Here is a 25,537-nt window from a genome sequence, read left to right on the forward strand (position 1 = left end):
GAGGATGTCCATGAACCCTGACGACAAATCACTTTTTCTTGACGCCATGGAGGGTATCCAGCCCCTGAAGCGCTGCACGGATATTCACTGGCAGCCGAGCCGCAACACGCGAACGCGTCAGGAGATTGATACCGAGCAACTGGATAACTTCCTGACCCTGAGCTTCCTGGAACTTCTGCCCCTGGAGGAGCCGCTGGCGTTCAGACGGGAAGGGGTGCAACAGGGCGTTATTGATAAGCTCCGCTCGGGTAAATATTCCCGCCAGGCCAGCTTAAATCTGTTACGCCAGCCCGCCGAGCGTTGCCGGCAGATGCTGTTTTCCTTTATCCGCCAGGCTGGGCGCGATGGATTACGTAACCTGGTGATCATTCATGGAAAAGGGCGGGAGCAGAACGCTCATCCCAACGTGGTACGCAGCTATCTGGCGCGCTGGTTAACCGAGTTCGAGGAAGTGCAGGCCTTTTGCGTGGCGCTGCCGCATCACGGCGGCAGCGGAGCATGCTATGTTTCGCTACGAAAGTCTGACGAAGCGAAACAGGAGAACTGGGAACGGCACGCTAAGCGCAGCCGTTAAGCGCTTCTGGCGGGCGAGACGTTCGCCCGCCTGTCACTCAGAAGGTTTCCCAGTTGCTGTCGGTGGCGGTGTTGGCCGTTGCCGGGCGTAACAGCTGTGGGGTTTTCACCGTGGCCGGGCGGGGTGCGGTGGCTTTTTCCTTTCCGTTCAGGCGAAACGCTGCCACAGCCTGGCGCAGTTGTTCCGACTGATCTTCCAGGGCCGCCGCCGCCGTGGCGGATTGCTGTACCAGCGCGGCGTTTTGCTGTGTGACGCTGTCCATCTGCGAAACGGCCAGGCTCACCTGTTCGATGCCGCGGCTCTGTTCATCGGACGCCGACGAAATCTCGCCCATGATATCGGTCACGCGGGTCACGGCAGCGACAATCTCCTTCATGGTTGCGCCCGCTTCGCTGACCTGCTCTGAACCGGTATTCACCCGGCTGACGGAGTTCTCAATCAGCCCTTTGATCTCTTTCGCCGCCTGCGCACTGCGGCTGGCCAGCGTGCGGACTTCACCTGCGACGACCGCAAAGCCACGACCTTGCTCCCCGGCACGCGCGGCTTCCACCGCCGCGTTAAGCGCCAGAATGTTTGTCTGGAAGGCAATGCTGTCAATCACGCCGGTAATGTGCGCAATTTGCTGCGAGCTGTCGGCGATTTCGGTCATGGTACGGACAACGTTATCCACCACGTGACCGCCACGGGCCGCCGTTTCTGAAGCGTTCTTCGCCAGTAGCGTAGCCTGGCGGGCGTTGTCGGAGTTCTGTTTAACCGTTGCGGTCAGCTCTTCCATGCTGGCAGCCGTCTCCTCCAGCGAAGCCGCCTGTTGCTCGGTGCGGGCAGACAGATCGTTGCTTCCGGCGGCAATTTCACCTGCGCCTGTGTAAATGGAATCGGTGCTACCACGCACGGCGCTGACGGTGGTCACCAGCGACTGCTGCATCTCATGCAGACCCGCCGCCAGCTGGCCCATCTCATTGCGGCCAGACAGGGCGATATCCTGCGTCAGATCGCCGCCCGCAATGGCGCGAATATGGTTCATAATCATGTGGAGCGGTTTTAACAGCAGGTGTTGTAAACCCTGCCAGATCACCACCAGCACCGCGATAACGGCCAGGAAGATCGCTGCCAGCGTCCATTGCATCTGGGTAAAGCTGCTCTGGTTCTCTTCGGTTGCGGCTTTCAGCAGGGTGTTGTTTTCGGCGCGCCAGCGGTTATAAACCCCTTCCATATCGTCCTGGGCCTGTTGGGCATCCAGATCGCCATAGGCCTGGTAGTTGTCGGCACGCAGATACGCAATGGAAAGACGCATCACTTCATGCATCTGGCTCCATGATTTCTGCATTTCGTCGGTTAATGCCGCGTTCTGGCCGTTAACCTGCGGCATTTTCTGCCACTCTTTGTTATAGGCTTCAGCTTTAGCCAGAGAATCAGCCGCGGTGCCAAGCAGTTTGTTGATCGCCGCAAGGGACGCCGGGTCGCGCTGGTTTTTCAGGTAGCGGATCGCCACGCGGGTGACGGTGACGCGCGTTTTGATCAGCGTGTTCACGCTGTCGCTCAGGCTCTCCTGCTGGGCATTGAGCACCCCGGAGTTCTGGAAGTTATGGCGGTCGTTGCTGACGGCAGAGTAGAACAACCCTCCCGTGACAACTTGCAACAGACAGAATATGGTGAGAGCAAAGATAATACCGGTAATCACGTGCAGATTTTTCAGCATAGCGGTCGTCCGTTAGAGAAGATGCAGGGTTACACAAATACTATCGTCGTAGAGAAATTAAACTTTAATTTAACTCGCGCTTAACTACGGGGTCTGTTAAGGAACTCGTTGTAAATCCGGATCATTTTTATGAGGAAGGTCGACATGAGCAGCATTGATAAAAGCGGGACGTACGCACTGGGGTCGCGGACGGTTAAACGGCTTGGCTATGGCGCGATGCAGCTTGCCGGGCCAGGCGTGTTTGGTCCTCCAAAGGACAAAAATGCCGCGCTGGATGTGCTCCGCGAAGCGGTGGCTGCTGGGGTGAATCACATTGATACCAGCGATTTTTACGGGCCTCATATCACCAACCAGCTGATCCGCGAGGCGCTTCATCCGTACCGCGACGATCTGACGCTCGTCACCAAGATCGGTGCCCGTCGCGGCAGTGATGCCTCCTGGCTGCCGGCCTTCTCCGCGCAGGAACTGACGCAGGCGGTACATGACAACCTGCGTAATCTGCAGCTGGATGTGCTGGACGTGGTTAATCTGCGCATCATGTTCAGCGCACACGGGCCAGCAGAAGGCTCAATTGCTGAACCTCTCACCACGCTGGCCGAGTTACAACAGCAAGGTTTGGTGCGCCATATTGGCCTGAGCAACGTCACGGCCACCCAGGTTGCGGAAGCGCAGAAGATGGTGCAGGTGGTGTGTGTGCAGAACATGTACAACATCGTGAACCGTGGCGATGATGCGCTGGTGGATTCGCTGGCGCAGCAGGGGATTGCGTATGTGCCGTTCTTCCCGCTGGGCGGTTTTACACCCCTGCAATCATCCGGGCTGCAGGCGGTCGCTGATTCGCTGGGCGTAACGGCAATGCAGGTCGCGCTGGCGTGGTTGCTGCAACGTTCGCCGAACATCCTGCTGATCCCCGGCACCTCCTCCGTGGCGCATCTGCGACAAAATCTTGCGGCGGCGGAGCTGGTACTCCCGGCTGACGCGCTGGAAACGCTCAATTCGCTGGCGGATTAAGCCAGACAGGCATAAGCCCAAAGCAGTGCTTTGGGCTTTTTTGTCCCTCTTGAAACCTGAATGTCGCTGCCGCAGGCGTTATCTGGCTATTCTTTCGCCGATGCGCAGGATACGGCTGAATTAAATCCGCTCACACTTCAATGCGTTTGGGGGAACCCCCGTAAAGGACCTTGATCCTTGTCCATAATCCGTAATACTGTATTTATATACAGTATCTGGCGAGAAAGGCATTTATGGACACTCTCTTTTCTTATTATCCAAAGCAACCTCTTGAATTACCGTTATTTGTAGAACGCGTAGCGTGTGGTTTTCCAAGCCCGGCACAGGATTATGTGGAGGATCGTCTCGATCTTAACCGCCTGGCCGTCAGGCATCCCAGCGCGACCTACTTTGTGAAGGTAAGCGGAGACTCGATGATCGGCGTTGGGATCGGCGATGGCGATCTGCTGGTCGTCGATCGTTCGTTAAACGCCGTGCACGGGGATATTGTGGTGGCATCCGTCGCGGGTGAGTTTACGGTCAAAGAGTTGCAGACCCGTCCGATCCTGAGGTTAGTGCCGCATAACGTTCGCTATCAGCCGATCACGTTTCAGTCCGAAGAGGAACTGCAGATCTTCGGTGTTGTCACCCACACACTCAAAACGCATAAACATGTTCGCGCTGGTTGATGTGAACAGCTTTTATGCCTCCTGCGAGACGGTGTTTCGGCCCGATCTGCGGGGCAAACCCGTGGTGGTGGTCTCCAATAACGACGGCTGCATTATTTCGCTGTCGCGGGAGGCAAAGCAGTTCGATATAAAAATGGGCGAGCCGTATTTCAAATTCAAAGAGAAGCGCTTTCCCGCGCGGGTTTACGTCTTTAGCTCGAACTATGCGCTTTATGCCGATCTCAGCAGCCGGGTGATGCAGACGCTGACCGATTTCGCCCCGGCCATAGAGATTTACTCCATTGATGAGGCGTTTGTGAACGTTGCTGGCATCAGCAACTGCATGGCGCTGGAGGCGTTTGGTCATCATATGCGCACGCAGGTGTTTAAAAATACGGGATTAACCGTTGGCGTAGGCATTGCCCCCACGAAAACGCTGGCGAAGCTGGCCAACTATGCGGCAAAGCGGTGGAACAGCACGGGAGGCGTAGTGGATTTATCGGATCGCGAGCGGCAGCGTAAACTGCTGGCGCGCGTACCGGTAGAGGAGGTGTGGGGCGTCGGGCGGCGCATTACCAAAAAACTTAATGCGATGGGCGTCACCACGGCGCTGGATCTGGCACAAGCTTCCTCGTGGGTCATCCGCAAACATTTTAATGTTGTCCTGGAGCGCACGGCGCGCGAGCTGCGCGGCGAGCCCTGTCTTGATCTGGAAGAGTTTACGCCCACGAAGCAGCAGATTATCTGTAGCCGCTCGTTTGGACACCGTATTACGCAATACGAGGAGATGCACCAGGCCATTTGCGCCTACGCTGAACGGGCTGCGGAAAAGCTGCGCAGCGAGCATCAATATTGTCGCTTTATCAGCGTGTTTTTGCGTACCAGCCCGCATGCGGACAACGAGGTTTATTACGGCAATCAGGCGTCTGTCACCCTGATGACGCCCACCAATGACTCGCGCGATATCATCCGTGCCGCCACCGATGCGCTGGGGCGCATATGGCTTGACGGCTATCGCTACATGAAAGCGGGGGTGATGCTGGCGGACTTTTTCAGTAGCGGCGTCGCCCAGCTGAATTTATTTGACGATAACCGTTTGCGCGCCAACAGCGCGGCGCTGATGGAGCTGATCGACAGCGTGAATCATTCCGGGAAAGGGAAGATATGGTTTGCCGGGCAGGGGATTGAGAAATCCTGGGCGATGAAGCGCGAGATGTTGTCACCGGCTTATACGACGCGGTACGCGGATTTGCCGGTAGCGAAGTAGACGCCGGTTATTTGGCAAGCGTCGGCAGGATTTGTTCGATCACCTGTATCACGCTTCTGACGCGTTGTGGGATAAAGCGGGCGTCGGGGTAGACGGCATAGAGATACCGGTCAGGTAACCGCCAGGCCGGTAATACCGGCACCAGCGTGCCGGCTTGCAACGCCTTTGCCGCAAGCGGCAGCTGCATGCCGCCAATCCCGAGGCCTGACTCCAGCGCCTGTAACAGAGCGTCACTGGTGTTGGCACGAAAAACGGTATGCACTTTCACGTCAATTGTTTCCTCACCGGCGATCAACCGTAGAGGCGCATCCCGCGGGATGCCGCTAAATCGCACATGGGGATGTGCCGCCAGTTCGCTGACGGAGTGTACCGCCTGAAAGCCGGGAGCAGCGAACAGCGCGGTTTCAATCCGCATCAGAAGACGTGCCGCATGCGATTGCGGAGGCTCAGCGCTAAGGCGTAGCGCGACATCCACCCCTTCGCTCACCAGGTCGGCGATGCGGTCATCGAGGGACAGCGTCAGGTGCAACGCCGGATGCAGGCGCTGAAGCGCCAGCAGAGGGGGCAAAACGATCTGCCCCAGACCGCTTGGCAACTGAACATGGACGCTGCCCTGAAACTGATGATCGGCAGGGTTCAACCGTCTCTCCGCTTCCTGCATGGCATCCAGCAAAAGCTGCATATCACGGCGATAACGTTCACCCTGCTCGGTGAGCTTCATCATTCGCGTTGTCCGATGCAGTAATACCACCCCGAGCTCCTGTTCCAGGGCGGCAATCTGCTGGCTGACGGCAGACTGCTTCATTCCGCTCTGGCGAGCGGCTGCCGAAAAGGAACCCGCTTCTGCGACGCGCAGAAAGGTGGAAATGGCGTTGAGCTTATTGTTCATTTAATGTTTTTTCTTATAAGTGCCATCGAATTCAGGGGATATGTAGGGAAAAAATAATATATCACACTGTGTCTGTCACCCTAACTGGAGAAACACCGTGAATAAGATGCAGCCACAAAACGTCGCGCTGGTCGCTGGCGCCAGCGGGATCGTAGGCAGACAGCTCGTCAAAACGCTCCTGGACAATAAATGGCAGGTGATTGGCCTGAGCCGCCATGCCTTATCCCATCCTGATGCTATTTCGCTGATCAACGTTGATTTACTGGATGCGGAGGATAGCGCCAGGGCTTTGCAAGCCGCTGGCGAGATCACCCATATTTTTTACAGCGCCTGGATGAATGCCGGGAGCTGGACGGAAATGGTTGAACCGAACGTCACGATGTTGCGCAACCTGGTCAGCAATATTGAAAAAACGGCGCCTTTGCAGACGGTAAGCCTGATGCAGGGATACAAAGTGTATGGCGCGCACCTGGGACCGTTCAAAACCCCGGCACGCGAAAGCGATCCGGGCGTACCCGGGGCAGAATTTAACGCCGCTCAGCTCGCGTGGCTCCGTGATTTTCAGCGGGAAAAACGCTGGCACTGGAATGCCATCAGGCCAGGCGTGGTGGGCAGTTCGGTGCCAGGCAATACCATGAACCTTGCGCTGAGCATCGCACTGTATGCGTCCCTGTGTAAGGCTCTGGGTTTACCTCTGCGTTTTCCCGGTTCGGAACAGACCTGGCACAGCATTGTTGATCATACTGACGCCGGATTGCTGGCGGAGGCAACGCTGTGGGCAGCCACATCACGTAGGGCTAACAACCAGGCTTTCAACGTGAATAATGGGGACATCTGGCGCTGGAGTGAGCTGTGGCCGCGCATCGCTCGCTGGTTTGAACTGGACTCTGCGCCGCCGGTCAGATTGTCATTCCATCAGCTGTTTAAGGACTATCGTGCGTTATGGCGCGACATTGCCGGGGATCGGTTGGTGGAGGCGGATATTTTGCAGCTGAACGACGGGCATTTTGCCGATTTTGTCTTTAGCTGGAATTACGACATGTTTGGCGACGGCAGTAAGCTCCGCCGGTCAGGGTTCACGCGAATGCAGGCAACCGATGAGATGTTTTTCAGCCTGTTCTCGCAGCTAAGAGCGGCACGTATTATTCCGTAAAAAAAGGGGAGTGCGTTTCTGACGGCAGTAAAAAACGCGAACCCGGATGCAGGGAGTAAAGAGCGCTCAATGTTCCCTTTCTGGAATAGGGCCAGAGGAGCCGGCCAGTTCATGACAAAGTGCGCCAATCCGATCCACCGCATTCAGCAGGAGGGGCGTAGGCTCGTTGGCACAATTTAATCGCAGGAAATTCGTTAAGTGTGCGCGGGGGGAAAACAGCGGCCCGGGGCTAACGCCAATGTTCAGTGTCAGCGCGCGGCGGTGCACCTCCAGTGCATTCACCTGGTGTGGAAGTTCAACCCACAACAGGAAACCGGCAGCCGGCACGTTAACGCGTGTTCCGGGAGGGAAGCTTGCCTTGACGCGCGCAATGACGGCACCAATCCCTTCTGCGATGCGCCGCTTTAGCCGCCGCAGATGACGATCGTAGTCGCCACTGGCCAGGATTTCGCTCGTTGCGGCCTCAAACAGCGGCGCGCCTGCCCAGTCTCCGGCCATACGCGCCTGCAGGACCTGGGCGTGGTAACGTCCGGCCGCAATCCAGCCGATGCGCCATCCGGGCGCAAGCGTTTTAGACAATGAACTGCAGTAAATGACATTCCCGCTCTGGTCGAACGCTTTACAGGCCGGAGGACGTTGCCCTTCGCCGACCAGATCGCCATAAACATCGTCCTCAATTAACGGGATACCTGCATCTTCCAGCAGGGCAACAAGTTCCTGCTTGCGGGGGACGGACATACTGGCGCCCAGCGGATTTTGCACGGTGGGCGAGGCCAGAACGGCCGCTGGATGATGGCACCGAATAGCATCGGCGAGCGGCGCCAGCAACAACCCTTCTTGAGGATCGGTTGGGATCTCCAGCGCCTTCAGGCCCAAATCTTCCAGCAGCAACAGCGTACCGAAATAGGCGGGTTGTTCTATCGCTACCACGTCGCCAGGCTGGCACACAGCCCGCAACGCCAGACGCAGCGCCTGTGTCGCGCCAGCGGTAATGATGAGATCCTCTGCACCAAAACGGCCGCCCCATTGCGCTGCCCGGGCTGCAATCTTACTGCGCAAATCAACCCGTCCCGGAGGCAGACTATAGCTTTGCCCACGTGCTTCCAGACGTCGACCTGCAGACTGCAGCGCACGTTGCAGGGTATCGCCTGGTAGCCACGCGGGGTCGGGCAAGGCAGCCCCCAGCGGTACCAGCCGGGCTTCTGCACTACTGAATAACGATCGCGCGACGGCTGACATTGTCACAGGCACGGGGCCGGGCAGGGAACGCGTGGGCTGCACGCATCGGGACTGGCGGGTCTGACGGACGTAGTAGCCCGAACGCGGACGCGCAACGATCAGGCCTTCGGCCTCAAGGCAGCGGAGTGCTTCCAGTGCCGTCGGGAGACTGACCTGTTCGCGCTCGGCCAGTTTACGTGCAGAGATCATCCGGTCGCCGATTTGCAACGCGCCTGAAGCCAGCGTAAGACGCAGCATCTCAGCAATCCGACGGTAATGGGGGGACGGGGCGGCCATGGGGATCTGTGCAGTCAAATTTTCGATAAAACTGACTATACAGCCAATGAAGTGCCCCATCTATAGTGTCCGGCATGTTCCACACAAGGAGGCACTATGCACAGCGACAATTTCGATATTTCTGCCTATTTCAGGCGCATAAACTATACCGGTCCGGCGGCTGCCGATACTGCAACCCTGCATGCGCTTATGCGCCATCAGCTCTTTTCGATACCCTTTGAAAATGGGGATGTACAGGCGGGTAAAGTCGTCTCGCTGGTCCCCGAAGACATTGCCGATAAGCTGTTGAGGCAGAAGCGCGGCGGTTACTGCTATGAGGTGAATGGGCTATTTGCGATGGCGCTGGAGGCATTGGGCATTCACTGGCGTTTTGTCGCGGCGCGCCCGATGTTCTACCCGGTGCGTCGGCCTAAAACCCATATGGCACTCATTGCTGAGATTGACGGTCGTCAGTGGCTTTGTGACCTCGGGTTCGGTAGCTACGGCATCCGTGCGCCGATGGCGTTAGACATGCTTGATACGGATATCCGGCAGGATTTCGACACGTTCCGGCTGACCCGTAACGCGGAGGGTGAGTATCTGCTTCAGGCGCGGGTGGAGGGTAAATGGGCCAGTCAGTACGGCTTTGACCTCTCTCCTCAGGAGTGGATTGATTTCGTGCCTGCCAACTACCTTAACTCCACGCACCCGGACGCCATTTTTGTGCAGAAGCTGCTCGTCGTACAGCATCGCCCTGAAGGACGCCAGATTTTGCTGGGTAACGTGCTGAAAACGATCACCGCGCAGGGCGTGGAAACGCAGCAGCTGGCAGAAGATGATATTGCCTCTGTACTGAAAAATTGTTTTGCGCTGACGGTTGAGTGATCCGCAGGGGGACGCTGGACTGTATCGAGTCTGCGCATGCGTCCCCGGCTTATCATCGACAATGCGGACTGTTAAATACAGAGGCTACCTGAGACGTCTTCAGGGCAGAAACCGTATCCGCTACGTAAAAAGCGTCGTAATAATCAACCCTATAATATACAGGGAAAGGATGCCCTGGATGCTACTTAAAGCCCACCGCAAGTAGCGCCACTGGTAGCATTCTCTGGCATTGGCCTCGGCAATGGGGCCGGTAGCGTCAGGGGCTTCTTTTCTGAAGCGCTGCAGGGTTTGATGACACCACCACACCAGCAGTAATACCAGCACGGTTTTCGTGAGCAGTGAGCCATAAGCATTGAAAAAAACGTCCCAGTAGCAACGGAGTGTATCCATATCCTTTTACCTGTAACTGTGCGGCCCATATGACGAAGAGGGGCAATATTAGGGAATTATTTTTTCTTATTCATCATCGCTTTTAGATCGGCAAACGGGTTGAAAGTGGCCACGCCCATGTCTTTTTGCGCGTCTTCACCCGCCACAACGGTAGTACCGTACTGATCTGCTTCGGTGTATTTCGAGTGTTCATGGTCGTGGCAAAACAGGCACAACAGCTCCCAGTTGCTGCCATCTTCCGGGTTATTAGTATGATCGTGATCGATATGGTGAACCGTGAGCTCGCGCAGGTTTGAATAGACGAACTCGCGTGAGCAGCGTCCACAGACCCAGGGATAGATTTTTAATGCCTTTTCACGGTAGCCACTTTCCAGTCGCGCGTAGTTTTTAGGGATCAGAGCCATTGCCGGTTTTACCTGCCAGGGAAAAAGAAAGACGCACTATATCTCATTATGGGGCGTCATTGCGATCCGCTCAATTCAGTCAATTTATTTGAATTATTCCGTTAAATAAAGGGCATTTATTCTCCCCGGGTAATGCGTAAAGTAGAGATAACGCAAAGCATCATCAGGATATCTCGTTATGAAAAAGATCGGCTTTTTGTCATTTGGTCACTGGACACCGTCACCTCAGTCCGGCACGCGTTCCGCGGCGGACACCCTGTTGCAATCCATCGACCTGGCCGTCGCCGCTGAAGAGCTGGGCGCAGACGGTGCCTATTTCCGTGTGCATCATTTTGCCCGTCAACTCAGCTCTCCGTTCCCCTTACTGGCGGCGATCGGTGCGAAAACGAAAAGCATCGAAATCGGTACTGGCGTGATCGATATGCGCTATGAAAATCCGATGTACATGGCGGAAGATGCGGGCGCGGCGGATTTAATCTCCGGCGGACGTTTGCAGCTGGGGATCAGCCGGGGCTCTCCGGAGCAGGTCATTGATGGCTGGCGTCATTTTGGTTATGTCCCGCAGGAAGGGGAAAATGAATCAGATATGGCACGCCGACACACCGAGGTACTGCTTGAGGTGCTGCGCGGAGAAGGGTTTGCAAAACCGAACCCACAACCCATGTTCCCAAATCCACCGGGGCTGCTGCGCCTGGAGCCACATTCCGAAGGTTTACGTGAGCGCATCTGGTGGGGCGCAGGGTCGAACGCGACAGCGGTATGGGCTGCAAAACTGGGGATGAACCTGCAAAGCTCAACCCTGAAAGATGATGAAACCGGTGAGCCATTCCATATTCAGCAGGCAAAACAGATCCGCGCCTACCGACAGGCATGGGCGGAAGCCGGGCATACTCGTCAGCCGCGCGTCTCGGTCAGCCGCAGTATTTTTGCGCTGATGGACGATCGTGACCGCATGTACTTCGGCGCAAGCCGGAACGACAGCGATAGCGTGGGTTACCTTGATGAGAAAACGCGCGCAATTTTCGGACGTAGCTATGCCGCTGAGCCTGAAAAGCTGATTGAGCAGTTGAAACAGGATGAAGCGATTGCCGAAGCGGACACCTTATTGCTCACCGTGCCGAACCAGCTCGGAGTGGATTACAACGCGCATGTTATCGAATCCATTCTGAAGCATGTTGCACCGGCAATGGGATGGCGCGAGTAGCCATTTTGTTGTGCGCCGAACGCCGCGCGCGAAGGCCGTAACACCTGCCTGTCTCGTCACCCCCGGTAAGGGGGACGAGGCAGGCATCTGCGGAGGTTATTCGACTGGCTTATGGCTCATATCGCTCAGCAGCACGGCGATACTTTGCCCGCCCGCCGTCTGTTCGAGGCCAATCTTCACAATGATGGTCAGCGGAACGGAGAGCAACATGCCGACCGGGCCGAGCAGCCATCCCCAAAATATAAGGGACAGAAATACCACCAGCGTGGACAATCCCAGACCGCGCCCCATCATGCGTGGCTCAAGAATATTCCCGAACACCAGGTTAATCACCAGATACCCGGCCAGCAGAATCAGCGCATCATAGAACCCACTGAACACCAGCACCTGCAGAATAGGGGGAATGGCGGCCAGCACCGAACCGATGTTGGGGATATAGTTGAGCGCAAAGGCCAGTAATCCCCAGACGAATGCAAACCGGACATCCAGCGCCATCAGCATTCCCCAGACCACGGCCCCGGTGACCAGGCTAATGGCGGTTTTCAGGACCAGATAGCGGGAGACGCTATCCAGCGCGCGTTGAATCGCCCCCATGCCTTCAACCGGACGGACCATTATTTGCTGCAGTTTTGCGGGCAGTTGCGGCACTTCCAGCAGCATAAACACCACCGTTAAAAACAGCAGGAAAATCGAGGTCATGGCGTTAGAGAGCTGCGCCAGCAGGCCGGTGACGAGGGTCATGGCGGCATTTGGATCAATGTACTTCAGCAACTCCTCAACGGACACTTCGATTCCCGCACGCTGCAGCCAGGGTTCAAGCTGCAACAGCGGTATCGCCAGCGACGAGCGGTATTTCGGTAACGTTCGCGTCAGTTCATTCAGGGAGGTGCCGAGATAAGCGACCAGCAGCACCATGGCAATAATAATGATGCTGATAAGCATCGTGATTGCCAGCACGCGCGGGATGCGGAACCGCGTCATGCGCTGTATGAGCGGGTTAAGGATCACCGCAATAAACAGGGCCAGAATAAACGGCACGATGATGTCGGCGGCAAAACGAACGCCCGTCAGTATGATCACCAGCATGCCCAGCATGATGACAATTTTTAGCCCGTTCAGGGTAATGATGGGTTTAGCCATGGGGGTTCCTGAATAATATTTTTATTTATAATAAAGGCGAAAGCCGTTTCAATAAACTAACCAAAATCAAACGGGATGGGTAAAGAATTGAAAAGACTTTGAGTAAAAGCCTTACTTATGGTACAAATTTGGCGTGTTCAACTACCGAGGACAATTTTCATCCGCAAAGACGAGAAGCAACAACGCGGATAATTGTAATTTTATGGACAATTTGTTCAGGACGTATTCTTCAAACAACACCGCTGTATTTTTCACTTCCTTCTGCCTTCTTTCTGGTGAGCAACACTGGCGCAACGCGCTATAGTCACATCTTCTGCCTGAGCTGGCGCTACGCGCTTAGCTGTCTGATTTAATTTCATATTTTTGGGTTTGCTGCACGCAGCAGGCCACGATGGATTATATTCTCAAGCAGGAGAAAAACATGTTTTACTGGATTTTATTAGCCCTTGCTATTATCGCTGAAATTACCGGCACGCTGTCGATGAAATGGGCAAGCGTCAGCGATGGCAATACCGGCTTTATTTTAATGCTGGTGATGATTTCACTTTCCTATATTTTCCTGTCGTTTGCAGTGAAGAAAATTGCGCTGGGTGTGGCCTATGCGCTGTGGGAAGGGATCGGTATTTTGTTGATCACCCTGTTCAGCGTCTTATTATTTGACGAAACATTATCAACAATGAAGATTGCCGGGTTAACGACGCTGGTAGCAGGTATCGTGCTGATTAAATCGGGTACACGCAAACCGACTAAGCAACCGAAGGAGCAGACCCATGCAGCAGTTTGAATGGATCCACGCGGCCTGGTTGGGGTTTGCCATCGTGCTGGAGATTTTAGCGAACGTCCTGCTAAAATTCTCTGACGGTTTTCGTCGTAAAATTTACGGACTGTTGTCGATTGCCGCCGTACTGGGGGCGTTCAGCGCCCTGTCACAGGCGGTGAAGGGTATCGATCTGTCCGTGGCCTATGCGCTGTGGGGCGGGTTTGGTATTGCCGCCACCCTGGCAGCCGGCTGGGTGCTGTTCGGTCAGCGTTTAAATAACAAAGGTTGGATTGGACTGATATTGCTGCTTGCCGGCATGATCATGATAAAACTCGCCTGATACACGTTAAGCCATTATTTACAGGCAGCGAAATTCGCTGCCTGTATTACTCTTAAAAAAAGCAAAACATTGAAGAGGATGGCTAATGTATCGCACATTAAGCTGGCGCAATATTCCCACCGCGAGAACATTGTTCGCCATGATCTTCATGGCGGGGATCGGCTTAATCATCTCCATTGTCGCGCTGCTCTATTTATCTCTGCACCTGATCAGCACCAAAACCAATGAAATTGACGAGCACCGCACCACGCTTTCCGTGCAGGGTGCGATACAAACGTCGGTTAACCGTGTCTCGACCCTGGTGATTGATAATGCCGTCTGGGACGATGCGGTACGCGAGGTCTACCGCCCAAAGCTCGATACCGAATGGTTATACAACACCTGGGGAGCGGGCTTTAAAGTCAATAACCTCTATGACGGCACTTTCGTGCTGGATGAGCATTTCAACGTCATCTGGGGATCGTTTCAAAGCCAGCCTTTTGCGGAGTCGAATCTCAACTTTTTTGGCAAAGGCCTGCAAGCGCTTATTCAGCAGCACGGACGTGAATTACCCAGCCAGAAGAATATTTATGCCGGGATCACCCGAACGCGTCACGGCGTCGCGTTTGTCGGAATAGGGCTGATCCGACCGATGATCGGGCGATTGCAGGTTAACGACGGTACACGCCGCTATCTGGTGATTACCCGCCATTTGAATGGCGGCATATTATCCGATCTGGGGCAGACCTTTCAGATTGATAACCTCAACTTTACCCCGGATAAAATCAACAGTCTGAGTATGCCGCTGCGCAGTTCTGCAGGGGAGTTACTGGGGTACCTCAACTGGCAGGCACGCCTTCCTGGCGCGCAGGCGGCCCGGGCCGCATCATCCGATATTACGCAGATAGTGGTGCTGGCATCGGTGCTGATCCTGCTGTTCATTATGGTGAGCTGCGTGGGCCTGTACAAACTGGCCCGCGGAGAAAGCCAGGCGCGTCTGGTCGCCAGAACGGACTGGCTAAGCCATCTGCCGAACCGCCGCGCACTCATCGAAGCGCTGGACCGCGTGAGTTTGCGTGGCGATATTGACGTCAAAAGCGTGGTGTTTATCGATCTGGATGGCTTCAAGGACGTCAACGATATCTACGGCCACAGCGTCGGTGACGATCTCATTGTGACCATTGCCAAAACGCTGAATGAATGCGTTCCACCGGGCGGGATGCTGGCGCGCATGGGAGGCGATGAGTTTGCCATGACCATCGGCGGTGAAGGGGCAGAAGCGCTGGCGACCACCTTTGCTGAATCCGTACTGGATTTTCTCAATACCCCTATTCGTCTGGGGGGGCGCACCATTCATATCGGCGCCAGCATCGGGATTGCCAGCGGAACCCTGATTGAATGCACCAGTTCCGAGCTGTTTCGCCGCGCCGATATCGCCATGTACCATTCCAAAATTAGCGGGAAAGGGCGTGTCACCCACTATGACGCGGCGCTGAATAACGCCCGGGAACGCAAGCTTGCGATTGAAAACCAGATCCGTAACGGACTGGAGCGAGACGAGTTTGAGGTCTGGTACCAGCCGATTATTGACGCCCGCAGTCAGAAAATGAGCAGTGTGGAAGCGCTGGTTCGCTGGCCGCGTCGTCCGGAAGGCGAACTCGGTCCAGATACCTTCATTTCCATTGCGGAAACGAGTGGGCTGATTTACAAACTGGGCCAGTTTGTTTTGCAGCGTGCCTGCCAGGATCTGGAGCCGTACAGCGAATTAAAGCTCTCCGTTAATATCTCCCCGGCGCAGTTTCGCGACCCTGAATTCGAAGAAAAAGTGGCCTGGGTTCTGGAAAGCACCCGTTTCCCGGCCAGGCGACTCCAGCTCGAAGTCACGGAGACCTATGTGCTGGAAAACCCCGAGCGTGCCCGCACGGCGATTGCCAACCTTAAAGCACTGGGCACCGCGGTGGCGCTGGATGATTTTGGCACGGGCTATTCGAGTATTGGCTATTTGCGGCGTTTTAATTTCGACACCATTAAGATCGATAAATCACTGGCCGGGCTGGTGGACAACGATGAGCAGGCGGCGGCGCTGGTGAGCGGCACGGTGAGGATCGCCAATGCCCTGGGCATGGCGGTGGTCGCTGAAGGGGTGGAAAACGAAAAGCAGATGAAATTGTTACGGCTGGCTGGCTGCGATCAGCTGCAGGGATTCTGGTTCAGCCAGCCGATGCCGATTGAATCAATCAGGGCGTTACGTCAGGTCAGACAGTGCTGAGCTACTGCTGCGCCAGTGCTTCCAGCTTGTCACGAAAACCTGTCACGGCTAAGGCCCGGTTATCTGCACGCCATCTGTCTTTTGCCGCTGGCGCAGAGCTTTGAACACCAATCAGCTGCCAGCCGTTATCCGTTTTTAACATCAGCGGCGAGCCGCTGTCACCGGGTAACGTATCGCACTGATGTGAGAGCACGCTGTTTTGCGCCCATCCTGTGACAATACAGTCCGTGTGGGTGTAAAGCGCGTCCAGATGATCGACAGGGTAGCCTGATTGCGTCACCTTACGGTCGGCGGCTTTCAGTGCGGCAGTGAGCGCGGCTTTGTCTCCGTCAAATAACGGAAGCGGGGTAATGCCAGAGGGCGGGTAGCGCAAAATGATCAGGCCAAAATCCCAGGATGCCGCTGACGGAGGCACTATCCAGCCGTCACCGTCAGGCTTCAGACGTTTGCCGAGGGAAGCATCAACCCGTCCCTCAATACCGTGAATTTCATAACGCCACATCCCTTTTTGCGACACAAATCGCAGGGCAACGGCTTTGTCTGGCTTGCCGTCTGGCGGTGTCAGCAGGCAGTGGCCTGCCGTCAGGGCAAGTTGCGGGGTAATCAGCGTAGCGGTACATAAATTACCGCTGGCGGTTTCCAGTTGCCCGATAGCGTCCCAGGGTGCCTGGGTAGGATCGGCGACGCGCGTACGATCGTCATGACCGAAAAACAGCGTTTTAAGCTCTTTCGCGCTAATGGTTTCATCACCGCCATCATCCGCATGTGAGAATCCAGAAAAAAGACCAAACGTTCCCAGTAACAACACAACAGATTTACGCATATCACACTCTGGTGGGGGCAATTATGATTATTAAAAGTGAACCCTATGAAAATACTATAGACGGGACAGCGCTAAAGTGGGAGTAAAATCAGCGTGCTACGATCAGGAAAGATAAAAATGGCTTGCGATGAGCGCGCATAAAATAAGCAGGATAAGAATCAGCTCAAACCGATAGCGCCGCAGCATACGCCCTCCGGATAAAAAAAACGGCGCTGGACCTTTCCGGTTCAGCGCCGGTTTACCAACGTGCCCCGAAAGGCACGGTTAAGCTTGTACTCTTACGCAGCTGGCTGTGCAGCTGGTTTAGCAGCTTCGTGTTTTACTGCTTTTTTGTGATGCTTTTTAGCGGCCTGGGCTTTCTGTTCTACAGCAGGTTTGGTCGCTTTTTTGTGGTGCTTTTTAGCGGCCTGCGCTTTCTGCTCTACAGCCGGTTTAGCGGCATCTTGTTTAACGGCTTTTTTGTGGTGTTTTTTAGCAGCCTGGGCTTTTTGCTCTGCAGCAGGTTTAGCGGCTTTATGGTGTTTCTTGTGGTGTACGGTTTTTGCCGGAGCAGCAGTCGTCGTTGCAGCTGGCGCAGCAGCAGCCGGTGCAGCAGTGGTTTCAGCAGCAAACGCAGCAGAAGACAGACCCATAGCAGCGGCAACAACCAGAGCTAATACTTTTTTCATGTTCATACCCTCGAATTTGGTTTTTCATTTAACCCCACTGCGGGGCCGTTGAAAGAACTATATCCCTGTAAATTCGGGGTTTCCGTGAGTGATTGGTATCGGCGTGTAACGGAATGTACAAAGGGCGGTACAGGGTGCGCAAAAGGAAAACGGCCGGAGCGTACTCCGGCCGCTGGATTACAGATAACGGGACGTCAAATGCTCGCGGAAGTAACGGATATTCAGGTCTTCACCCGTCGCCTGGGTAATCAGTTGCGAAGTGGTGAAGCGGCTACCGTGCTGCCAGATGTTCTGACGCAGCCAGTCAAACAGGGCGGAGAAATCGCCCTCAGCGATGGAGGACTGCAGACCCGGCAGCGCCGTTTTGGCTGCATGGAACAATTGCGCAGCGTACATCGCGCCGAGCGTGTAGGACGGGAAGTAGCCAAAACCGCCGTCGGTCCAGTGAATGTCCTGCATACAGCCGTTGCGGTAGTTATCTTTGGTTGATAACCCGAGCCAGGCCTGCATTTTCTCATCCCACAGTGCCGGAATGTCATCCACCTCGATATCGCCATTGATCAGCGCACGTTCAATTTCATAGCGCAGCACCACATGTGCCGGGTAGCTGACTTCGTCGGCATCGACGCGGATATAGCCCGGTTTCACGCGCTGGTTCCAGGCAATAAAGTTCTCTTCACTGAACGCCGCCTGACTGCCAAAACGGGCGTGAACCGCAGGGAGGAGATGTTTAAGAAAAGCGTCGCTGCGCCCCAGCTGCATCTCAAAGAACAGGCTCTGGGATTCGTGGATCGCCGTTGAACGGGCCAGCGCGACAGGTTGACCGGCCCACGTTCGCGGCAGGTTTTGCTCGTAGCGCGCGTGTCCGGTTTCGTGGATCACGCCAAACAGCGCGCTGAGCAGCTCGTCCTCATCATAACGCGTGGTGATGCGCACATCTTCCGGCACGCCACCGCAGAACGGGTGTGCACTGACGTCCAGGGGACCGCCGTTAAAGTCAAAGCCGAGCATCTTCATGGCTTCAAGCCCGAGTTCACGCTGCGTTGCCGTCGGGAAGGGGCCCTGCGGCGGAACGAACGACTGCTGAGCCTGTTTTTCCACAACGTTTGCCAGCAGATCCGGCAGCCAGGATTTCATATCCGCGAACAGTACGTCCAGACGCGCGCTGGTCATGTCCGGCTCGAAAATATCCAGCAGCGCGTCGTAAGGGCTGCAGCCTTTGGCTTCAGCACGCAGACGAGCCTCCTCGCGGCTCAGTTTGACGACCTCTTTCAGGTTGGCGGCAAACCCCTGCCAGTCATTGGCCGGGCGCTGAGTACGCCAGGCGTGCTCACATTTGCTGCCTGCCAGCGATTTGGCTTCCACCAGCGCTTCCGGCAACAGCGACGCCTGCTGGTAATGACGCGTCATTTCACGCAGGTTGGCTTGTTCAATATCATTCAGGTCCTCACCGGCCGCGGCGGACAGCCATTCACCCACCTTTTTATCGGTCAGGATCTGGTGTTGCAGAACGCTCATTTCGGCCAGCGCTTCACCGCGCGCGGCACTGCCGCCCGGCGGCATCATGGTAAACATATCCCAGCTGGCGATGGCGGAGAGGTGGGAGAAACGGGAGAGGCGCTGGAAGGTGCGGGTGAGTTGTTGGTAGTGGCTGTTTTCGCTCATTTCGTTTTCTCTTTGCAAGGCGATGTTTCAGGCATGAAGAGTGAGTAGTATCAAAATTCCCGCCTGAATCCAAGCCATTACCCCTTAGAGTTTGGTGCTATTTCGTTCAGTAACGCTGTGTTATAACCCTAAAAAAAACGACTGCCGGATGGAAAATGAACAAGGTTGTGAGTGTAGGGATTGCAGTGTTGCTGACGGGGTGCCAGACACATCATCATGAGGTGATTCCGTTCAACACCGAAGAAGACTCTGCGCACGCATGGGCGTTTGCGTATGTGGAAACAGTGAAACAAAGGATGACGACCACAGAGCAGTATGAAGGGAAGCTCTGCTCGTTAAAGATTCACCAGCCCAAAGGCGCGACCTATGTGACCCACATTCAGGTGGTAAAAGGCAGCGATCCTGAACTGTGTAAGGCCGCCATTGCGGCCTTACAGTCTGCCAGTGACGATCATGTGCTCCCAGTGGTACCTGATGAGCGTATCGGGGAAAACTACACGCTCGATTTCAAACCCTGAATCAGTGCAGACGCTGGTGTAAACGGGTCCCTACCAGCAGCGCCCCGCAGAGCATCAGCGCAATAAAACCGCCCACGCCGTTCCAGCCATAGTTATGCCAGAACACCCCACCCAGCGTCCCCGCAAAGCTGGAGCCGAGGTAATAGCTGAACAGATACAAAGATGACGCCTGGCCTTTGGCCCGGCGAGCGCGTGGCCCAATCCAGCTGCTGGCCACCGAGTGAGCGGCGAAGAAACCGGCAGAGAAAAGCAGCATCCCGGCGAAGATAAGCCACAGGGAGGCGAAAAGGGTCATCAACAGGCCGAGCAGCATGACGGCGGTAGAGACCAGCATAACCGGACCGCGTCCAAAGCGGGCCGTCATCGCTCCGGCTTTAGGTGAACTCCACGTACCGGTGAGATACGCAACAGAGAGCAGACCTACCACCGCCTGGCTCAGGTGCCACGGGGAGAGCATCAGGCGATAGCCGATATAGTTAAACAACGTAACGAATGAGCCCATCAGCAGAAAGCCGGTCAGGAACAGCAGCGGCAACCCTTTGTCACGCCAGTGCAGACGGAAGTTGATAAACAGCGTTTTCGGGCGCAGGGAGGTGGAACGAAAATGACGTGATTCCGGAAGGATTCTCCAGAACATCAGCGCAGACGCAAGGGCAAAGCAGCCGATCACCGCCAGCGCAATACGCCAGTTAAAGAAGTCCGTAAACACCCCGCTCAGCAGACGTCCACTCATTCCGCCAATCGAGTTCCCGCTGATGTACAGCCCCATAGAGAAGGCGACAAAGCTCGGGTGGATCTCTTCGCTGAGATAGGTCATCCCGACCGCCGCCACGCCGCTCAGGGATAACCCAATTAACGCCCGCATCACCAGGATACCGTGCCAGCTGGTCATCATCGTCGAGAGTAACGTACAAATCGAAGCCAGCATCAGGGCGGTAACCATCACCGGTTTACGGCCAATGGCGTCGGAAAGTGGCCCGGTGAAAAGCAGACCAATCGCCAGCATGCCGGTAGAGATGGAGAGCGAAATACTGCTGCTGGCAGGCGATACGCCAAATTCATGGGAAAGAACGGGCAGGATCGGCTGAACGCAATAGAGCAGGGCGAAGGTTGCCAGACCCGCTGAGAAAAGCGCCAGCGTGACGCGCATAAACTGGGGGGTACCACGTTTAATGAACTGAACCGGCTGCGATGCTGCGGGTAAATCATCAATATCTCTGGCCGGATCGATATCAATGGTAGATGTACGACTCACACAATGTCCTTGCTTAAACATCCCCGTGGTTTCGGGTGACGGGTATGACCACACGATCAGAGTAGGAAAATGTAAATATTCTGTCTAATATATTAATAATCTCAAATGATACTTTAAAAATATGAATATCGAACTGCGTCATCTGCGCTACTTTGTCGCCGTCGCTGAAGAGCTTCATTTTGGCCGCGCGGCGGCAAGACTGAATATCTCACAACCCCCGTTAAGCCAGCAGATCCAGATCCTTGAGCAACAGGTTGGGGCGCGCCTTCTGGCACGGACCAACCGCAGCGTGAGCCTGACGGCGGCCGGGAAGCAATTTCTGGCCGACAGCCGACAAATTCTCAGTATGGTGGATGAGGCGGCAGCCCGGGCAGAGCGGCTTTATCTCGGGGAAACCGGAGAGTTGCGGATTGGGTTTACCTCGTCTGCACCGTTTATCAGCGCTGTTTCGCAGACCCTGTCGTCGTTTCGCCGGCATTTTCCGGATGTGCATATTCAGACGCGCGAAATTAATACCCGCGAGCAAATCGCTCCGCTGAATGAAGGTTCTCTTGATTTAGGTCTGATGCGTAACACCCAACTCCCGGATACGCTGGCGTGGCAGGTTATTCTGCGCGAACCGTTGATGGCAATGATCCCGCACGATCATCCGCTCGCCTCGCGTTCGGCGGTCACGCTGGCAGAGCTGGCAAAAGAGCCGTTTGTTTTTTTCGACCCGCAGGTAGGTACCGGTCTGTACGACGATATTCTGGGCCTGTTACGACGCTACGATCTTGCCCCGATCATTACGCAGGAAGTCGGGGAAGCGATGACCATCATTGGGCTGGTCGCGGCGGGGCTGGGCGTCTCTATTCTTCCGGCCTCGTTTAAACGGGTACAATTGCGTGAAATGCGCTGGGTTGCTATCGCCGAAGACGATGCTGTTTCGGAAATGTGGCTGGTATGGTCGAAACATCATGAGCAGAGCCATGCAGCGCAGCGGTTTAAAGCACAGCTGTTAAGCGCCTCTGCAGAACGATATTTAGAGGGAAAAGTGGGTAAAAATGTGCAGTAAATCACATGGCTAAGTAAATATTTGACGACGGCCATTGAAGTGCTTCACCATAGCCCACAGTTTATTTCGATGCTCGAAAATAAGGGAGTACGAGGTGGTTGCTGATAGTCAGCCAGGGCACATTGATCAGATTAAGCAGACCAACGCTGGCGCGGTTTATCGCCTGATTGATCAGCTTGGCCCGGTTTCGCGTATCGATCTTTCGCGCCTGGCACAACTGGCACCTGCCAGTATTACCAAGATTGTTCGTGAAATGCTGGAAGCCCACCTGGTCCAGGAGACGGAAATTCAGGAGCCGGGCAGCCGCGGCCGTCCGGCGGTCGGCCTGGTGGTGGAGACCGAAGCGTGGCACTACCTGTCACTGCGCATTAGCCGGGGAGAGATCTTCCTTGCCCTGCGCGATTTAAGCAGCAAGCTGGTGGTAGAAGACCGGCTGGAGCTGCCGCTCAAGGCTGAACAATCGCTCCTCGATGCCATTGTCACCCATATCGATCACTTCTTTATTCGCCATCAGCAACGCCTTGAACGCTTAACGGCCATTGCGATCACCATGCCGGGTATTATTGATACCGAAAATGGAATCGTGCACCGCATGCCGTTCTACGACGATGTTAAAGAGATGCCGCTGGGCGAGGTGCTGAAAAATCACACCGGCGTGCCGGTCTATATTCAGCATGATATCAGCGCCTGGACGATGGCGGAGGCGCTGTTTGGCGCATCCCGCGGCGCAAGGGACGTGATTCAGGTGGTGATTGACCATAACGTCGGGGCGGGCGTCATCACCGACGGACGCCTTCTGCATGCCGGAAGCAGTAGCCTGGTCGAAATCGGCCACACGCAGGTCGATCCCTACGGCAAGCGCTGTTACTGCGGAAACCATGGCTGTCTGGAAACCATCGCCAGCGTGGAAAGCGTGCTGGAGCTGGCGCAGGTCAGGCTCAGCCAGTCCATGAGCTCTTCGCTACACGGACAACCGTTGACCGTCGATTCACTGTGCGCCGCAGCGCGTCAGGGGGATCTGCTGGCAAAGGATATTATTACCGGAGTGGGGAATAACGTTGGCCGCATTCTGGCCATTATGGTGAATCTCTTCAACCCGCAAAAAATCCTGATTGGCTCACCGCTGAGTCAGGCGGCGGAAATTCTCTTCCCGGCTATCTCGGCCTGTATTCATCAACAGGCGCTCCCGGCCTACAGCAAAAATATTGCCGTGGAAAGCACCCAGTTTTCCAATCAGGGCACCATGGCTGGTGCAGCCCTGGTCAAGGACGCCATGTACAACGGCTCGCTGTTGATCCGCCTGTTACAGGGTTAACTCTTTTCCGCAGATGTACGAAAAATTGCGCTATCTCAAGCTGGGTAGCGCACGCATCCCGTAGACTTCCCCCACTGAATTATTTCTCTGGTTTATATTTTCGAAGCATACCCAAGAGGTGGAATGAGTCATGCTTAAGCGTTTCTTTGTTACGGGTACAGATACCTCTGTCGGCAAGACCGTTGTATCCCGCGCGTTGCTTCAGGCTCTGGCAGCAAGCGGTAAACGCGTTGCAGGGTACAAACCGGTCGCAAAAGGCAGTAAAGAGACGCCCGAAGGATTGCGGAATAAAGACGCCCTGGTGTTACAAAGCGTCTCGTCACTGGAACTGCCATATCACGCGATCAATCCCATTGCCTTAAGCGAAGATGAAAGCAGCGTGGCGCACAGCGGTCTGATTAATTACACCCTGTTGTCCGACGGTCTGGCGAACCTGAGCGAGATGGCCGACCATGTCGTGGTGGAAGGTACCGGCGGATGGCGCAGCCTGATGAACGATCTGCGCCCGCTTTCTGAGTGGGTGGTGCAGGAGCAACTGCCGGTGATCATGGTGGTCGGTATTCAGGAAGGGTGCATCAACCATGCGCTTCTGACGGCGCAGGCGATTGCCAATGACGGATTGCCGTTGATTGGCTGGGTCGCAAACCGTATCAACCCGGGCCTGGCGCACTACGCGGAAATCATCGACGTGCTCAGCAAAAAACTGCCGGGACCGTTGGTGGGCGAGCTGCCTTATCTGCCGCGTGCCGAACAGCGTGAATTAGCGCAGTACATCGATCTCTCTTCCCTCGGTCGCATGTTGTCCGTAGATCGAGTCGTGGCGTAACGTCCGCGACAAGACGGACGCGATCACGCAGGCAATCAGCAAACCGGGCAGCAAAAAATACTGCCCGGTCATTTCACAGACCATCAACGCAGACATAATGGGCGCATGGGTCGTCGCGGCGAGTAACGTCGCCATGCCTGCCAGCCCCAGCAAAATCACCGTTTCAGATCCCGGAAACCACAGCCCGAAGAGTTGTGCAAACAGCATTCCTGTGGCCAAGCCGACAAACAACGTCGGTGTGAAAACCCCGCCCGGCGCACCAGAACCGCTGCTTGCCAGTACCGCCAGCAATTTACAGATAAATACACCTGCTATCACTGACAGCAGCGGTGGGGCGAGCAGAAAAGCCTGAACCACGCTGTAGCCATTCCCCCACACGTCAGGCGTCAGGAGCGACAGCAGCCCGACGATCGCTCCGCCGAGCGCCAGTTGCCAGGGCGGCGAAAGCCTGAGACGCAGAAATAACGAATGGCTGAACGCCATTAGCCACATCAGCAGCGGTCCGCACAGGCCCGCCAGCAGGCCTGTCGCGACAAGCAGGCCATAATCTGTCGCACTGAGTAGGCCACTCAGATGGACGTCATAGAGCGTACCGGCACCGGGCGCTAAGAGTCGCGTGGTAAGCAGGGCTACCACCGCCGCAATCACCACCGGCCCGAGCGAGGCCAGCATCAGCGTGCCAAACAGAATTTCGGCAATAAACAGGCTACCGGCCAGGGGCGCGTGATAGGCGCTGGCCATCCCGGCCGCGGCTCCGCAGGCAATCCATAATTTCCATTCGGATTTCGGCGTAAAGCGTTGGGCGAAAAAGGAGGCGGCCAGCGCCGCAAGCAGGATCATGGCACCTTCGCGGCCGATGGCGCTCCCGCTGGAGACAACCAGCAGTGACGCAAGGGATTTTACGAGGCTCGAGCCATAATCAAACTGGCCGTCGCCCGTCTCCAGCGCTTCCATGTAATCGGTCGGCGCATGAGGACGTTGCGCCGTAAGCCGCTGCCATCCCCACAACAATAACCCCGCCGCCAGCCCTCCCAGCGCGGGCGTCAGCGCGCGACGCCACGGGGATAACGCCGCCGCGGCATTCACCAGACTGCCGCTGTTGTTACTGAGAAACAGCCACTCCAGCAGATACATGCTGTGGCGGAACACCGCGACGGCCAGCGCGGCCAGTATGCCGGTAAGGGTGGCAATCAGAAGTTTGCGAAACATCGCGCGGATGTCGGGATAAGCGTGAAGACGTTGCATGGGCCGCAATTAAACGTGGGAGATACAATATTGTGAGGGGAAATCGCGGGGTTAGCAAAAGGT

27 protein-coding genes are annotated in these 25,537 nt (G+C 55.7%); 15 read left to right on the forward strand and 12 right to left on the reverse strand.

Annotated features, from left to right (window positions below):
* Positions 1-10 precede the first annotated feature (10 nt).
* Positions 11-574, forward strand: a complete 564-nt coding sequence (gene smrA, locus HV242_RS09810) for a DNA endonuclease SmrA (RefSeq protein ID WP_050736699.1) — start codon at positions 11-13, stop codon at positions 572-574.
* Between the two features lie 37 nt (positions 575-611).
* Here smrA and tcp read toward each other — a convergent pair whose 3' ends face one another.
* Complete coding sequence (gene tcp / locus HV242_RS09815) at positions 612-2,273, reverse strand: methyl-accepting chemotaxis citrate transducer (protein ID WP_014169836.1); 1,662 nt, start codon at positions 2,271-2,273, stop codon at positions 612-614.
* 144 nt (positions 2,274-2,417) lie between these two features.
* On the opposite strand from tcp, the gene HV242_RS09820 reads away from it, so the two are divergent.
* The 3 genes from HV242_RS09820 (at position 2,418) to umuC (ending at position 5,198) form a co-directional block, all read left to right on the forward strand.
* The gene (locus tag HV242_RS09820) at positions 2,418-3,284 is read left to right on the forward strand and encodes an aldo/keto reductase family oxidoreductase (RefSeq protein ID WP_063858580.1); all 867 of its coding nucleotides are present in this window, start codon (positions 2,418-2,420) and stop codon (positions 3,282-3,284) included.
* Between the two features lie 233 nt (positions 3,285-3,517).
* Positions 3,518-3,952, forward strand: a complete 435-nt coding sequence (umuD, locus tag HV242_RS09825) for a translesion error-prone DNA polymerase V autoproteolytic subunit (protein WP_014169838.1) — start codon at positions 3,518-3,520, stop codon at positions 3,950-3,952.
* Positions 3,936-5,198, forward strand: coding sequence for a translesion error-prone DNA polymerase V subunit UmuC (umuC, locus tag HV242_RS09830; RefSeq protein WP_050736701.1), 1,263 nt, complete (start codon positions 3,936-3,938; stop codon positions 5,196-5,198). Before umuD ends, umuC begins: the two co-directional genes overlap by 17 nt.
* A 7-nt stretch (positions 5,199-5,205) precedes the next feature.
* Here the strand turns inward: umuC and HV242_RS09835 are convergent, their stop codons facing one another.
* A complete protein-coding gene (locus tag HV242_RS09835; protein ID WP_044858837.1) occupies positions 5,206-6,087 on the reverse strand; it encodes a LysR family transcriptional regulator in 882 nt (293 codons plus the stop codon).
* 97 nt (positions 6,088-6,184) lie between these two features.
* Between HV242_RS09835 and HV242_RS09840 the strand changes: the two genes are divergently transcribed.
* Positions 6,185-7,240 carry an SDR family oxidoreductase gene (locus HV242_RS09840; RefSeq protein ID WP_047744566.1) on the forward strand — a complete coding sequence of 352 codons (1,056 nt, stop codon included), beginning with the start codon at positions 6,185-6,187 and terminating at the stop codon, positions 7,238-7,240.
* Positions 7,241-7,306: 66 nt separating this feature from the next.
* On the opposite strand, the gene HV242_RS09845 is transcribed toward HV242_RS09840, so the two are convergent.
* Positions 7,307-8,815, reverse strand: a complete 1,509-nt coding sequence (locus tag HV242_RS09845) for an aminotransferase-like domain-containing protein (protein ID WP_050736702.1) — start codon at positions 8,813-8,815, stop codon at positions 7,307-7,309.
* Between the two features lie 36 nt (positions 8,816-8,851).
* Between HV242_RS09845 and HV242_RS09850 the strand changes: the two genes are divergently transcribed.
* Positions 8,852-9,619: an arylamine N-acetyltransferase family protein gene (locus tag HV242_RS09850; RefSeq protein WP_050736703.1), complete on the forward strand. Its 768-nt coding sequence runs from the start codon at positions 8,852-8,854 to the stop codon at positions 9,617-9,619.
* A gap of 120 nt (positions 9,620-9,739) precedes the next feature.
* On the opposite strand, the gene HV242_RS09855 is transcribed toward HV242_RS09850, so the two are convergent.
* Both HV242_RS09855 and yajD read right to left on the reverse strand, forming a co-directional pair.
* Positions 9,740-10,009, reverse strand: a complete 270-nt coding sequence (locus HV242_RS09855; protein WP_050736704.1) for a hypothetical protein — start codon at positions 10,007-10,009, stop codon at positions 9,740-9,742.
* Between the two features lie 56 nt (positions 10,010-10,065).
* Positions 10,066-10,413 carry an HNH nuclease YajD gene (yajD, locus tag HV242_RS09860; protein ID WP_014169845.1) on the reverse strand — a complete coding sequence of 116 codons (348 nt, stop codon included), beginning with the start codon at positions 10,411-10,413 and terminating at the stop codon, positions 10,066-10,068.
* A 178-nt stretch (positions 10,414-10,591) separates the two neighbouring features.
* Between yajD and HV242_RS09865 the strand changes: the two genes are divergently transcribed.
* Positions 10,592-11,617, forward strand: a complete 1,026-nt coding sequence (locus HV242_RS09865) for an LLM class flavin-dependent oxidoreductase (RefSeq protein ID WP_014169846.1) — start codon at positions 10,592-10,594, stop codon at positions 11,615-11,617.
* 96 nt (positions 11,618-11,713) lie between these two features.
* Here the strand turns inward: HV242_RS09865 and HV242_RS09870 are convergent, their stop codons facing one another.
* Positions 11,714-12,757 (reverse strand): AI-2E family transporter, encoded by a 1,044-nt coding sequence (locus tag HV242_RS09870; RefSeq protein WP_014169847.1) that lies wholly within the window; start codon positions 12,755-12,757, stop codon positions 11,714-11,716.
* Between the two features lie 133 nt (positions 12,758-12,890).
* On the opposite strand from HV242_RS09870, the gene HV242_RS24460 reads away from it, so the two are divergent.
* The 4 genes from HV242_RS24460 (at position 12,891) to HV242_RS09885 (ending at position 16,105) form a co-directional block, all read left to right on the forward strand.
* Positions 12,891-13,061, forward strand: coding sequence for a protein YdgV (locus tag HV242_RS24460; protein ID WP_086463355.1), 171 nt, complete (start codon positions 12,891-12,893; stop codon positions 13,059-13,061).
* Between the two features lie 117 nt (positions 13,062-13,178).
* On the forward strand, positions 13,179-13,541 hold the full coding sequence (mdtJ, locus tag HV242_RS09875) for a multidrug/spermidine efflux SMR transporter subunit MdtJ (protein WP_025204323.1): 363 nt from the start codon (positions 13,179-13,181) through the stop codon (positions 13,539-13,541).
* Complete coding sequence (mdtI, locus tag HV242_RS09880) at positions 13,528-13,857, forward strand: multidrug/spermidine efflux SMR transporter subunit MdtI (protein ID WP_014169849.1); 330 nt, start codon at positions 13,528-13,530, stop codon at positions 13,855-13,857. Before mdtJ ends, mdtI begins: the two co-directional genes overlap by 14 nt.
* An 85-nt stretch (positions 13,858-13,942) precedes the next feature.
* Complete coding sequence (locus HV242_RS09885) at positions 13,943-16,105, forward strand: bifunctional diguanylate cyclase/phosphodiesterase (protein ID WP_050736705.1); 2,163 nt, start codon at positions 13,943-13,945, stop codon at positions 16,103-16,105.
* Between the two features lies 1 nt (position 16,106).
* Here the strand turns inward: HV242_RS09885 and HV242_RS09890 are convergent, their stop codons facing one another.
* The 4 genes from HV242_RS09890 to HV242_RS09900 form a co-directional block, all read right to left on the reverse strand.
* Positions 16,107-16,928 (reverse strand): trypsin-like serine peptidase, encoded by an 822-nt coding sequence (locus HV242_RS09890; RefSeq protein WP_020884292.1) that lies wholly within the window; start codon positions 16,926-16,928, stop codon positions 16,107-16,109.
* A gap of 102 nt (positions 16,929-17,030) precedes the next feature.
* Entirely contained in the window at positions 17,031-17,114 is an 84-nt protein-coding gene (gene ydgU / locus HV242_RS24465; protein WP_021241182.1) for a small membrane protein YdgU, read from the reverse strand.
* Between the two features lie 92 nt (positions 17,115-17,206).
* Positions 17,207-17,596: an acid resistance repetitive basic protein Asr gene (gene asr / locus HV242_RS09895; RefSeq protein WP_032670412.1), complete on the reverse strand. Its 390-nt coding sequence runs from the start codon at positions 17,594-17,596 to the stop codon at positions 17,207-17,209.
* 177 nt (positions 17,597-17,773) lie between these two features.
* Positions 17,774-19,261: a carboxypeptidase M32 gene (locus HV242_RS09900; RefSeq protein WP_181616924.1), complete on the reverse strand. Its 1,488-nt coding sequence runs from the start codon at positions 19,259-19,261 to the stop codon at positions 17,774-17,776.
* A 155-nt stretch (positions 19,262-19,416) separates the two neighbouring features.
* On the opposite strand from HV242_RS09900, the gene HV242_RS09905 reads away from it, so the two are divergent.
* Positions 19,417-19,779, forward strand: coding sequence for a cell envelope integrity protein TolA (locus HV242_RS09905; RefSeq protein WP_050736707.1), 363 nt, complete (start codon positions 19,417-19,419; stop codon positions 19,777-19,779).
* Between the two features lies 1 nt (position 19,780).
* Here HV242_RS09905 and HV242_RS09910 read toward each other — a convergent pair whose 3' ends face one another.
* Positions 19,781-21,034, reverse strand: a complete 1,254-nt coding sequence (locus tag HV242_RS09910) for an MFS transporter (RefSeq protein WP_050736708.1) — start codon at positions 21,032-21,034, stop codon at positions 19,781-19,783.
* A gap of 121 nt (positions 21,035-21,155) precedes the next feature.
* Here HV242_RS09910 and HV242_RS09915 point away from each other — a divergent pair, with 121 nt between their 5' ends.
* From HV242_RS09915 to bioD, 3 genes are all read left to right on the forward strand, one after another.
* On the forward strand, positions 21,156-22,088 hold the full coding sequence (locus HV242_RS09915) for a LysR family transcriptional regulator (protein ID WP_014169855.1): 933 nt from the start codon (positions 21,156-21,158) through the stop codon (positions 22,086-22,088).
* Between the two features lie 94 nt (positions 22,089-22,182).
* The gene (mlc, locus tag HV242_RS09920; RefSeq protein WP_020884286.1) at positions 22,183-23,403 is read left to right on the forward strand and encodes a sugar metabolism global transcriptional regulator Mlc; all 1,221 of its coding nucleotides are present in this window, start codon (positions 22,183-22,185) and stop codon (positions 23,401-23,403) included.
* Between the two features lie 130 nt (positions 23,404-23,533).
* Positions 23,534-24,229, forward strand: coding sequence for a dethiobiotin synthase (gene bioD, locus HV242_RS09925; RefSeq protein WP_014169857.1), 696 nt, complete (start codon positions 23,534-23,536; stop codon positions 24,227-24,229).
* Here the strand turns inward: bioD and clcB are convergent.
* Complete coding sequence (gene clcB / locus HV242_RS09930) at positions 24,164-25,474, reverse strand: voltage-gated ClC-type chloride channel ClcB (protein ID WP_050736709.1); 1,311 nt, start codon at positions 25,472-25,474, stop codon at positions 24,164-24,166. The two genes, bioD and clcB, sit on opposite strands and share 66 nt — an antisense overlap.
* Between the last annotated feature and the right edge of the window lie 63 nt (positions 25,475-25,537).

Source organism: Enterobacter sp. RHBSTW-00593 (genome assembly GCF_013784105.1).
GTDB classification, from domain to species: domain Bacteria; phylum Pseudomonadota; class Gammaproteobacteria; order Enterobacterales; family Enterobacteriaceae; genus Enterobacter; species Enterobacter ludwigii.